The organism is Oceanicaulis sp. UBA6590, from assembly GCF_002433705.1.
In the GTDB taxonomy this organism is placed as follows: Bacteria; Pseudomonadota; Alphaproteobacteria; order Caulobacterales; family Maricaulaceae; genus Oceanicaulis.
Genome location: NZ_DJIQ01000036.1, coordinates 17,530 through 29,055, shown reverse-complemented (window position 1 = coordinate 29,055; position 11,526 = coordinate 17,530). Strand labels below are relative to the sequence as shown.

Sequence of the window (11,526 nt, the reverse complement as noted above, 5' to 3'; positions counted from 1 at the left end):
GCGTTTCTGCAAGCGGCCCATGCCAGCATTGGGGTCTTCATACTCGCGCTGGGCGCGTTCCTGGCCGGGGGGCGGGCGGTCGCCAAAGAGGTCGAACGGGTCGACAAAGCCTTCTTCAAAGCTCTGGCTGGCGCGCTGTGCGGCGCGACGGGCACTCGATCCGGCGCCGAAGCTCCAGGTGGGGCGGTGGCCGTAGAAGTCAGCGGCGGCGTGGGCCTTGGCCGCGTCCTCGCTCATGCCTTCAAAGAAGTTCCAGTCCTTGTTGTACTGGGCGGCATGGGACTGACAGAACCAGTAGAACTCGGTGCGGTTGGCGGGGCTTTTGGGGGCGCGGGCGGTGGCCTTGGAGCGGCACTGGGGATGCTCGCACACCTTATCCTCTTGCCGCGCCTCGTTCTTGGGCGGCTTGATGCGGATGTCTTTAAACCGCGGTCGATATTTGTAAGCGCCATCCATGCGCCTAAGTATGGGGCGCACCGGGCTTAGGAACAATAAACAGAGGATGACAATGTCGAGCGTAAAGCAGCAGATCGAGGATCGCCTGACCGCAGCCTTGTCGCCCCAGAGCCTTGTGATCACAGATGACAGCGCGCTTCACGCCGGTCATTCCGAGCAGGCCAAGGCGGGCGAAAGCCATTTCACCGTCGAGATCGTCTCGTCCGCCTTTGAGGGCCAGGCCCGGGTTCAGCGCCACCGCCTGGTCAATCAGGCGCTGGGCGATCTGCTGAAGGCGCAAGTGCACGCCCTCGCCATCAAGGCGAAAGCGCCCGGCGAAACCGTCTGATCAGTCGTTTGAGTCTTCCGCCTCGGGCTCCTTCTTGAGCCGCATACGGGTGATCTGGTTTCGGCGACGTTCGAGAATCTCGAACTGCACGCCATGGAAGCGGAAGATCTGACCCGCCTCGGGTATGGTCTGGGCTTCGTGGATCACGAGCCCCGCAATCGTCACCGCCTCATCATCGGGCAGTTCCCAGTCGAGCGCGCGGTTCACATCACGCACGGGCGCGCCGCCATCCACCAGGATGAAGCCGTCGGGCAGGGGCGTAACGCCCTCGACGGTGACATCGTGCTCGTCCTCGATCTCGCCGACGATCTCCTCGATGATGTCCTCAAGCGTCACAACGCCCATCAGCGCGCCATACTCGTCCACCACGAGGGCGAAGTGTTCGCGCTTTTGGCGGAAGGCGGTGAGCTGTTCGAGCAGTTCTGTGGTTTCGGGAATGAACCAGGGCTCGCGCTTGATCGCCCCGATATCGAGCTTGCTGGCGTCCCCGCCGGCATTGTGCAGCTCGCGCGCCAGATCGCGCACATGCAGGATGCCGACAATGTTCTCGGTGTCCCCGCGATAGAGCGGCAGGCGGGTATGCGGACAGCTCAGCGCATCGGCGACCAGTTGCTCCACCGGCTGGTCGATGTCGAACATGATCAGGCTCTTGCGGTGGACCATCACGTCATCCACCGTCAGCTCGCGCAGGTCGAGCACGCCGCCCAGCATGTCGCGGTCGGTCTTCACCACGCCGCCTTCCTGGTGGTGCAGGTCGATCTGGCCGCGGATCTCGTCATGAGCTGACAGCACCGGTCCCTCGACCGACAGGCCCAGAATGCGCAGCGTCACCCGCACCAGCCATTGCACGGCGGCGACGACGGGCGCGAACACCAGCACGAAGATGCGGATGGGCAGTGAGACCGCCAACGCCATGCGATCCGGATTGGACAGGGCGTAGGTCTTGGGCAGCACTTCGGCGAAGATCAGCACCAGGAGCGTCATCACCAGCGTGGCGATGGGCACGCCCGCCTCGCCGAACATGGCGAGGAACACCGCCGACGCCAGGGAGGCGGACAGGATGTTGACGAGGTTGTTGCCCAAGAGGATCGCGCCAATCAGGCTCTCGCGATCATCGATCAGACGGTTCACCCGGCGGGCGCGATGATCTTTTTCCTTCTCAAGGGTCAGCATCCGCGCCTTGGAGGTGGCGGTCAGAGCGGTCTCCGAGCCTGAAAAGAACCCGGAAAAGGCCAGAAGGCACAGAATGCCCAGTCCGGTCCACGCCATCCACGGTTCAAAAGTCATCAGTCCTCAACCTCACTGGACAAAAACGCCGCCAGATCCGTCCGATCTGTCTCGCGGGTGATAAAGGCGTCGCCGATCCCACGCGCAAGGATCAGGGTGATCGCGCCGCCGGAATTCTTCTTGTCATCGCCCATGCGCGACAGCAAGCGATCCGCATCATAGGGGCCGCCGGGCAGATCGGAAATGCGGGCAGGAAGGCCGACCGCTTGCAGATGCGCTTCCACGCGCGCCGCATCCTCCGACCGGCACACGCCCAGACGCACGGAATAGCGGAATGCGAGGGCGAGGCCGCAAGCCACCGCCTCGCCGTGGATCAGCGCGCCTTTCTCGGCTTCCGCCTCGAACGCATGACCGAAGGTGTGACCCAGATTGAGCAGGGCCCGCACGCCGCTTTCGCGCTCGTCCTCAGCAACGATGCGCGCCTTGAACGCCACTGCGTCCGCGATGGCCTGAACCAGACTGTCGCCGGTGACCGCGTCAACGCCCTGCGCCTCGAGGCGTTCAAACAGCTCCGGGTCCTGAATCAATCCGGCTTTGACGATTTCAGCATAGCCGGCCAGCACTTCACGCTTGGGCAGGGTGTCGAGAAAGGCGGTGTCGGCGATCACCAGGTCCGGCTGGTGAAACGCGCCGATCAGGTTCTTGCCATGGCTTGTATTGATGCCGGTCTTGCCGCCCACCGAGCTGTCGACTTGCGCCAGCAGGGTGGTGGGGATCTGGATGAAGCGCGTGCCGCGCTTGAGGATCGCAGACGCAAAACCCGTCAGATCGCCGATCGTGCCGCCGCCAAAGGCGATGACGGGTTCCGAGCGCTCGACATTGAGCGCCAGCAGGCGGTCGCAAAGCGTCTCAAGGCTCGACCAGCTTTTCGCGCCTTCCCCGCCCTCGATCGCTATCAGCTCGATCTTCACGCCGGCAGCGTCGAACGCTTGCCTCAGCCGCGTCTCATGCTGGCTCAGGGCGGCAGCGTCCGCCACGATGACGGCGCGGCCGCGGGGGGCGCGTATGGCAAGGCGGTCCGCCCGGCTCGACAAAGCGTTCCGGCCGATCACAACTTCATAGCTTCGGGATGCGGCTTCGACCGCGATCACGCGTAAGACGCTCATCTGGCATACGAGTCCTGATACTGCGCCAGGGCGTCCAGCACCTGGTCGGCGGATTGTTCATGGCTGCCCACAGAGGTGTCCACAACAATGTCGGCCTGGGCGTAGATGGGCGAGCGTTCGCTTTCAAGACGCGCCATGATCTCGGCGGGGGCGCCTTGGGCCAGAAGTGGACGGGCTCCGGGCTTGCGGCTGACCCGCTCCACCAGCACTTCCAGATCGGCTTTCAGCCAGACCGAGATCGCCTGCGCCTTGATGAGCGCGCGGGTCTCTTCATTGATGAAGGCGCCGCCGCCCAGCCCGATGATCATGGGGGCGGGTTCTTCCAGAAGCCGGGCGATTACCTTGCGCTCGCCATCGCGGAATGCCGCTTCGCCAAAATCGGCGAAGATTTCGCTCACACTGCGACCGGCCGCGCGCTCGACCTCTTCGTCGGCGTCTGCAAAGTCGGCGTTCAGGCGCCGGGCGAGGCGGCGGCCAATGGTGGTTTTGCCAACGCCCATAAGGCCAACCAGCGTCACATGCCGGTTCAGTACAGGCGCATTGTCAGAATTTGTCATCACACTGTAAGGCTATACGCCAATGCTGCATTGGCGAGCAATCGCTGCTGACGTCTGGAAAACGCCGCAATCGGCTGCTTTAGTGTAGGTTCAGGGGCAAGCGAGACGGAAAAGGGACCATCATGAAATCCATTCTGATCGGTTTGGGCGTTGGGCTGGTGATCATCATTGGCGGCTTCATCGCTCTTCTGGGCATGGCGGACGCCAATGCACCCGCACCTGAAGAAGTGCGTGTCGAGGTGACTGATGCGCTGCTCGATTAGGGCCGCCCTTCTGGCGGCCAGCGTTCTGGCGACCGGAACCGCTTTCGGCCAGTCCCAGACTGCGCCGCGCCAGATTGAAGTGGCTGAGCTGGGCGCTGTTGATCCGTTCGAGGTGGGGGTGAGCCCCGTTCTGCCCGAAACGGTCTGGAGCACAGGTCATGCCGGCGCCCTGGATGGCGCGCTGTCTGTCTTGCCGGACCGGGCCAGCCCGGGATGGACCAGCCCTGCGGCCGCCCGCCTGGCGCTCAATGCCCTGCGGTCATCAGGCGAGCCGCCCCAAGGCGGACGCGATGATTTCCGTCTGGCCGCCAAGCGCGCTGATCGGGCGCTTGCCGCAAGCCGCGCCCAACTCGTCTATGAGCTGCTGTCGCGCACGCCGCGGGTGAACGAATCAGACGCGCTTTCGCGGGTCTTCGCCGAAACCGCCCTGGCCATGGGGCGGACCCAGGAAGCCTGCCGGGCGGCGGATGCGCTGCTTGGAGGTCGGGATGCGGCCTACTGGCTGCGCCTGCGGGCCAGCTGTCTGGCGCTGGATGGCGCCATTCCGGCCGCCGAGCTGACCGCCGAGCTGGCGCGCGCCCAGGCCGAGAGCCCGAATTTCGACACCCTGTTTGATGCGCTGGTGCTGGATCGTCCTGCGCCGGAAGATTTCCGGCCCCGGACGGCCTTGCAGCTGACCTTGCTTGAAGCCCTGGCGCCGGGCGTGCGACTGACCCCGCACGAGGATGCGCCTGGATGGCTGCATCTGGCGGCCGAGCGTACGGGGCCCGCGATCGCCCTGCCGGAAACCCTGCCCGAAGCATTGGAAACGGCCGTGACCCTTGAGGGCGCGGAGCGCGCCACGGCCCTGGGCGCGCTGATCGGTCAGGATCTGGATCGGGAGATTGCAGCGGAAGCGCTCGCGATCCGACTGTCCGACGCCGCCCAGCAGGGATTGTTCATGGAAGCGGCGATCACCTTCGGACCGGAAGTGGCCAGCCTGCCGATTACCGTGAACACTCTGGCGCATGGCGTGCATTTCGTGCTGGCGGCTTTGGCGGCGGATGATCTGAACGCTGCAGAGCGCTGGCGCGAGGCCCTGATGGAGGGGCCGCCCGCGCCGCCGCCCGCCGAGGATCTGCTGACGGAACCTGCGACGGATCTGGGATCGCTGCCCTCGCTGGACGGCGAAGCGGTCAAGCCGGCCAGCGTGGACGAGGACGCCGAACCAGAATGGCAACCGCCTGCGCCGGGCGTGCTTGTGGCGCTCGACTTCGCGCGCGCCATTGCGCTTGACCAGGTGCGCGATGACGCCTTCATGGCGCTGCTGGCGGCGCGACTCGAGACCGCGACGCCCGAGCGTCTGTGTCAGGCGGCGGGCCTTGTGTCGCTGGGCGCCGATGATCAGGGCGAACTGCAACAGGCCCTGTCCGGGCTCACCCGGCAAAGCGGGGTGACCCCTCCGGCCTTTGGCCCTCTGATCCTCGCAGCCGGGGCGGGCGCGCAAGGGGAGACGCAGCTTCACGCCGCCTCCCTGCTCGACCGGCACACGGATGACGCGGAGACTTGCGCCGCCACCATGCTGGCGCTCGATCATGCGGGTCTGAGGCGTCAGGCGCTGCAATACCTTCTGGCGCGGGTGATCGAGGACGCCGCGTGAGCGCACGCTCGATCGATCTGTTCCTGGACATGATGGCGGCCGAGCGCGGCGCCGCCCGCAATACGCTCGATGCCTACCGCCGTGATCTCGAGGATGCGGCGCAGCGTCTGGGGGCGCACGGGACCGGTCTTGAAAGCGCACAGACGGCGGATGTGGAGCGGTTTCTCTCGGACCTCGCCTCGGATGGATTGTCGCCCGCCACGGCGGCCCGCCGCTTGTCGGCGCTCAAGCGCTATTATCGCTTCCTGCTCAAGGAGGGTTTGAGGGCCGATGACCCGGCGAAAACCCTGTCCGGGCCGAAAAAGCCGCGCCCGCTGCCCAAGGTTCTCTCCGAAGGTCAGGTGGAAACCCTGTTTGACGCCGCCGACAGGATTGAGGGCGCGGACGGGTTCAGGCTCCGCGCGTTGTTGGAGTTGCTCTATGCAAGCGGTTTGCGCGTCAGCGAGCTGGTCACCTTGCCGCTTGCCGCGTTTGCGCGGTCTGAGCGCTGCCTTGTCGTGACCGGAAAGGGCGGCAAGGAACGCCTTGTGCCCCTGACCGACAGCGCCATCCGGGCGGTGGAGGCGTACAAGGCGGTGAGAGCGGACCATCTGCCCTCCCGCGCCGCCGTCACGCACGCTGTGGCGTCGCGCTATCTCTTCCCGTCGCGCACGGCCCGGGACGGACATCTGACCCGGGAGCGCTTCGCACAGCTGCTCAAGGCGTTGAGCCTCGCCGCCGGCCTGGATCCGCAACAGGTCAGCCCGCACGTCATGCGCCATGCCTTTGCGACTCACCTCTTGGCCAATGGCGCCGACTTGCGGAGTGTGCAGAGCCTTCTGGGCCATGCAGACGTGTCCACGACCGAGATCTACACCCATGTGCTGGAAGCGCGTCTGAAGGCGCTGGTGCATGATGCTCACCCGCTGGCGCAGTCTGGGACAGACGATTAAGGGTGAAACCGGCCCGGCATTTGCTCATAACAGTGCATAGATTGCGTCGCGCTTGAGCGCCCTTTAGTTTGCGGCCTCCAACAGGGGCCCATCCACCAGGACCTTCCATGTCTGATACCACGCGCACTTATCTCGATTTCGAACGGCCCATCGCCGAGCTTGACGCCAAGATTGAAGAACTTGAAAGCGTCCTGTCCCGGAATGGTGAGGACGCTCCCGATGCGGCGGAAGAGATCGCCAAGCTGCGGCAGAAATCGTCGGATCAGCTCAAATCGCTCTATTCCAAGCTCGATGCCTGGCGCAAGACCATGGTGGCGCGCCATCCCGAGCGGCCGCATCTGCGTGACTATATCGCGGGCCTGATGACCGATTTCGAAGAGCTGGCGGGTGACCGCCGCTTCGGCGAGGATCATGCGATCGTGGGCGGTCTGGGACGTCTGAACGGGCGCCCTGTGGTGCTGATGGGCCATGAGAAGGGCCATGACACCCAGTCACGTCTCAAGCACAATTTCGGCATGGCGCGCCCCGAGGGCTATCGCAAGGCCATGCGCCTGATGGATCTGGCCGAGCGCTTTGACCTGCCGGTCGTCACTCTGGTGGACACCGCCGGCGCCTATCCGGGCATTGGCGCGGAAGAGCGCGGCCAGGCGGAAGCCATCGCCCGCTCCACCGAACGCTGCCTGACGCTGGGCACGCCGCTCGTGAGCGTGATCACCGGTGAGGGCGGCTCGGGCGGCGCCGTGGCGCTCGCCTCGGCCAACACCGTCATGATGCTCGAGCACTCGATCTATTCGGTGATCTCGCCGGAGGGCTGCGCCTCCATCCTGTGGCGCGATGGCGCTCGGGCCAAGGATGCGGCGCTCGCCATGAAGGTCAGCGCTCAGGACCTGATCGAGCTCAAGATCATCGACAACATCATTGAAGAGCCGGTGGGCGGCGCCCATCGCGACCGCGCGGGCACGATCCGCAAGGTGGGCGAGGCGATTGAAACCGCCCTGTCGAGCATGGACGGGCTGAGCCCGGCCGAGCTGAAACAGCGCCGCCGCGATCGCTTCCTCAATATCGGTCGGTCATTGCTGGAAGGCTGAGCTTACGCTCGGCCCCATCCGCTCCGGTCCGCATCGGCCCATCCCTGCATGGATTCGGGCCTGTAGTTCAGGTCCCCATGATCGAATCGCACCCAGACGCTGGGGTGAAAGAGCGCCAGCGTCTCCGCTGACGGCTCCGGGGCCTGTCGCACCCGGTCGCCGAGGGCCGAGAGCAGCCCCTTGGGCGGCTTCAGCTCAGCCAGCGGATCGGGCTCCAACCGGGAATCAAGAACGGCATACTCGATGGCGAGACCTTTCTCGCGCGCCTCATCCGCCATCCATTTCAGGGCAATGTCGGAGAAGGGGGTGTTGGCGGATTCCCCGCCGCCCACGCCGCCATGGGGGCCGATGAACCAGATCTGCTTGAGCGGGTCCTCGTCGTTTTTCGCGTCCCTGGACGCCTCCATCGGGGTCAGGGGGAAGGCCTTGCGGCTCTCGTCCAGCGCGCAGGCATGGCGCGCATGCAGCACCTTGCGGTTCAGCTGAGCGTCGTGGAATCGATACTCTTCATTCAGACGCTCATTGAGGTCGTGATCCTCGGACAGGTCGGGAATGCCCAGGGCGCCGACCGTGTCCCAGCACCCCAGAAAATGGATGTCCGGCTCGTAGCCGTTGCGCTCGCGAAACTCCTGGCACGTCCAGGAGGAGGGCTTGAGATCCTTCGAGCGGTAGAGCGCATAGGCGTCGGGCAGCTTGCCCAGATTGCGCCGGTGCAGGAGTCCTGAATTGTAGATCAGGCCCGCCAGTGACCGCACGGTGTAGGCGCCGCGGGAAAAGCCGAACAGCCAGATCTGGTCGCCCTCGCGATAGTTCAGCGACAGGAAGCGGTAGGCGTCATAGATTTTCTCTTCCAGTCCGCCGCCAAAGGCGCCCTGACGCTTCTTTTTCAGGGAAGAGACCAGACGGTTGAACCAGCTTGAATTGTTCTGGGTGAAGGGCGTCCCGACGCCGGAGTCGTAATAGACGATCTGCTCGACGGGGCCGTCAGGGGCGTTCGTGTCGCAGCCATCAAGAGAAAAGGCCAGCTTGGCCACATTCGTCGGCACTTTCTGGCTGATGGTTTGCCAGGTGCCGTCACAACACACGATCAGCCGCTTCATCTTCGCCTCCTTGATCCGGTCAGAAACCATGACTCAGAGGTGAATTCCGTGCAATCGATGATTTATCGCCTCAGGTGAGGCGATGCTCCAGCCAGGGCAATACCCGGTCCGGAATGAGTTTGGAGGGGCGATCCTCGACAAAGCTCGCGCCCATGGCGGTGTAGAAGCCGCGGGCATTGGGGTCTGACAGGATATGCAGGCTGACTGCATCCGCCATGCGGGCCTGATCGAGCGCCCAGTCATAGAGCTGTTTGCCCAGACCCGACCCTATTGCCTCTGGCGCAATGAACAGAAGGTCCAGCATGACGGCGAAGCCGCCCTCGGCCTCATAAGGCGCGCTGATCTGCGCCAGTCCCATCGGGGCGCCTGTCTGCCAGGCGGCGATGGCGCGGCCTTCCGCAGCGGCTGCAGGGTCGAGACGCAGCACCGTCTCCATCTTGGCCATCATGTCCGCATCATAGCCCCAGAACGCCTTGGAGCGCAGGATCATCGCATTCACAGCGTCAAACTGATCCGGCTCAAGACGTGTCAGGGTGGTTTCGGGCATGAAGCCTCTCTGGGGGCGTCAGGACGATCAGGCCTGACCAATCGCCCCGTGACAATGCTTGAACTTCTTGCCCGACCCGCACGGGCAGGCGGAATTGCGCGGCACGCGCCCCCAGGTGCCCGGATCGTTGGGATCCACATCCTGAGCGGCCACGCGGGTCGCGGACGGCGAGGGCGTGGTCTGCGGCGGACGGGAATCGCCATCCGCCATCTCGTTCCGACCGGTTTGCGGGTCGATATGCTGGGCCTGGATGTTCTTGGGCGCTTGCGGCGCTTCGGGAGCCGGGGCGCTCTGGGACATGCGCAGGGCGAACAGGACGCGTGTCGTCTCGTACCGCAGCTGATCAAGCAGGTGCTCGAACAGGGCGAAGGCCTCGGTCTTGAACTCGTTGAGCGGGTCGCGCTGGGCGTATCCGCGCAGGCCGACAGCAGAGCGCAGGGCGTCGAGATTCTGCAGGTGATCACGCCAGTTCTGGTCGATGGTCTGCAGCAGGATCTGTTTCTCGATCCGGCGCATCAGGTCCGGGCCGATATTGGCGGCCTTCTCGGCATAGGTCTCGTCGACCACCTTCATCAGGCGCTCGCGCATTTCCTCGTCCGCGATGCCTTCCTCTGCGGCCCAGTCCTTGATGGGAAGTTCGAGGCTGAAATACTTGCGAACGTCCTCGTCCAGGCCCTCGACATTCCACTGGTCGGCATAGGCGCGCGCCGGGATGTGTTGGGTGACCAGATCTTCGACCGTGGTTTCGCGCATGTCCGAGATGACGTCGGAGACGTCCTTGGCGGTCATGAATTCGATGCGCTGCTCGAAGATCGCCTTGCGCTGATCATTCATCACATCATCGTATTTGAGGATGTTCTTGCGAATGTCGTAGTTGCGCTGCTCGACCTTCTTCTGGCTGGTCTCGACCGCCTTGGTCATCCAGGGGTGCTGAATGGCCTCACCCTCTTTCAGGCCCAGCGTGCGCATGATGCCGTCGAGGCGTTCGGGCGCGAAGATGCGCAGCAGGTCGTCTTCCACCGAGAGGTAGAAGGCCGAACGGCCCGGGTCGCCCTGACGGCCCGAGCGGCCGCGCAGCTGATTGTCGATGCGGCGGCTTTCATGGCGTTCGGTGCCGATCACGAACAGACCGCCCGCTTCCAGCGCCTGTGTCTTCTTGTCGGCGACTTCGGCCTCGAACTGTTCGCGCTTGGCCTTGAGCGCGGCGTCCTCAGGGTCGCGGCCGGCGGCTTTCTCGGCCTCGACCCATTCCTGAAGATTGTAGTCCACATTGCCGCCCAGCTGGATGTCGGTGCCGCGGCCGGCCATGTTGGTGGCGATGGTCACGGCGCCCGGCGCGCCCGCCTGGGCGATGATGCCGGCTTCCTGCTCGTGATAGCGCGCATTCAGCACCTGGTGCGGAATCTTCTTCTTCTTCAGGAAGTCCGACAGACGCTCGGATTTCTCGATCGAGACCGTGCCCACAAGGACCGGCTGGTTCTTGGCGTGGGCGTCCTCGATGGCCTTGAGGATCGCGTTGAACTTCTCGCCCTCCGTCCGGTAGAGCTCGTCTTCCTCGTCGATCCGCTGCACGGGGCGGTTGGTGGGGATTTCCACCACGCCGAGCGAGTAGATGTCGTGGAACTCGTCGGCTTCGGTCGCGGCGGTGCCGGTCATGCCGCCAAGCTTCTTGTACAGCCGGAAATAGTTCTGGAAGGTGATCGACGCCAGCGTCTGGTTCTCGGGCTGGATGTCGACCGTCTCCTTGGCCTCGATGGCCTGGTGCAGGCCGTCCGAAAGCCGGCGGCCCGGCATCATCCGGCCGGTGAATTCGTCGATCAGGACCACCTTGTCTTCGCGCACGATATAGTCCTTGTCGCGGACGAACAGCTTGTGCGCTTTCAGGCCCTGGTTCACATGGTGAACCACCGAAATGTTCTCGATGTCATAGAGGTCGGCGTCGGCATCGAGCAGGTCGCGTTCCTTCAGCAATTGCTCGATGTGCTCGTTGCCCTCCTCGGTGAAGGTGCAGGAGCGGGCCTTCTCGTCAATCGTATAGTCTTCCTCGTCGAGCAGCGGGATGATCGCGTCGATGGTCTTGTAGAAGTCGGTGCGGTCCTCGGTCTGACCGGAAATGATCAGCGGCGTGCGGGCCTCGTCGATCAGGATGGAGTCCACCTCATCGACGATGGCGTAGTGATGCTCGGCCTTTTCCAGCGGGCGGCCGCCGAACTGCACCATGTC

The 11,526-nt window shown here is 64.4% G+C and carries 11 protein-coding genes and 1 pseudogene; 5 read left to right on the top strand and 7 right to left on the bottom strand.

The window, feature by feature from the left end:
* Positions 1-372: pseudogene (locus B2Z70_RS07865) on the bottom strand (molecular chaperone DnaJ); the annotation flags it as partial.
* 136 nt (positions 373-508) lie between these two features.
* On the opposite strand from B2Z70_RS07865, the gene B2Z70_RS07860 reads away from it, so the two are divergent.
* Entirely contained in the window at positions 509-784 is a 276-nt protein-coding gene (locus B2Z70_RS07860) for a BolA family protein (protein ID WP_009801776.1), read from the top strand.
* Here the strand turns inward: B2Z70_RS07860 and B2Z70_RS07855 are convergent, their stop codons facing one another.
* Genes B2Z70_RS07855 through B2Z70_RS07845 form a run of 3 tightly spaced genes read right to left on the bottom strand, consistent with a single transcriptional unit; the run spans position 785 to position 3,734 of the window.
* A complete protein-coding gene (locus tag B2Z70_RS07855; RefSeq protein ID WP_009801775.1) occupies positions 785-2,071 on the bottom strand; it encodes an HlyC/CorC family transporter in 1,287 nt (428 codons plus the stop codon). It abuts the gene before it with no gap.
* Positions 2,071-3,177, bottom strand: coding sequence for a 3-dehydroquinate synthase (gene aroB, locus B2Z70_RS07850; protein ID WP_292982293.1), 1,107 nt, complete (start codon positions 3,175-3,177; stop codon positions 2,071-2,073). The genes B2Z70_RS07855 and aroB overlap by 1 nt, the downstream gene beginning before the upstream one ends.
* On the bottom strand, positions 3,174-3,734 hold the full coding sequence (locus B2Z70_RS07845) for a shikimate kinase (protein WP_292982292.1): 561 nt from the start codon (positions 3,732-3,734) through the stop codon (positions 3,174-3,176). Before B2Z70_RS07845 ends, aroB begins: the two co-directional genes overlap by 4 nt.
* Positions 3,735-3,856: 122 nt before the next feature.
* Between B2Z70_RS07845 and B2Z70_RS07840 the strand changes: the two genes are divergently transcribed.
* From B2Z70_RS07840 to B2Z70_RS07825, 4 genes are all read left to right on the top strand, one after another.
* Entirely contained in the window at positions 3,857-3,997 is a 141-nt protein-coding gene (locus B2Z70_RS07840) for a hypothetical protein (protein ID WP_009801772.1), read from the top strand.
* Positions 3,981-5,636 (top strand): hypothetical protein, encoded by a 1,656-nt coding sequence (locus B2Z70_RS07835; protein WP_292982290.1) that lies wholly within the window; start codon positions 3,981-3,983, stop codon positions 5,634-5,636. Before B2Z70_RS07840 ends, B2Z70_RS07835 begins: the two co-directional genes overlap by 17 nt.
* A complete protein-coding gene (locus B2Z70_RS07830; protein WP_292982288.1) occupies positions 5,633-6,568 on the top strand; it encodes a site-specific tyrosine recombinase XerD in 936 nt (311 codons plus the stop codon). Before B2Z70_RS07835 ends, B2Z70_RS07830 begins: the two co-directional genes overlap by 4 nt.
* 107 nt (positions 6,569-6,675) lie before the next feature.
* A complete protein-coding gene (locus tag B2Z70_RS07825; RefSeq protein WP_292982286.1) occupies positions 6,676-7,656 on the top strand; it encodes an acetyl-CoA carboxylase carboxyltransferase subunit alpha in 981 nt (326 codons plus the stop codon).
* 2 nt (positions 7,657-7,658) lie between these two features.
* Here the strand turns inward: B2Z70_RS07825 and B2Z70_RS07820 are convergent, their stop codons facing one another.
* The 3 genes from B2Z70_RS07820 to secA all read right to left on the bottom strand — a co-directional run.
* Positions 7,659-8,756, bottom strand: coding sequence for a T6SS phospholipase effector Tle1-like catalytic domain-containing protein (locus B2Z70_RS07820; RefSeq protein WP_292982284.1), 1,098 nt, complete (start codon positions 8,754-8,756; stop codon positions 7,659-7,661).
* Positions 8,757-8,826: 70 nt separating this feature from the next.
* Positions 8,827-9,303, bottom strand: coding sequence for a GNAT family N-acetyltransferase (locus B2Z70_RS07815; protein ID WP_292982282.1), 477 nt, complete (start codon positions 9,301-9,303; stop codon positions 8,827-8,829).
* Between the two features lie 27 nt (positions 9,304-9,330).
* The coding region (gene secA, locus B2Z70_RS07810; RefSeq protein WP_292982280.1) for a preprotein translocase subunit SecA at positions 9,331-11,526 on the bottom strand (2,196 nt) is incomplete at its 5' end.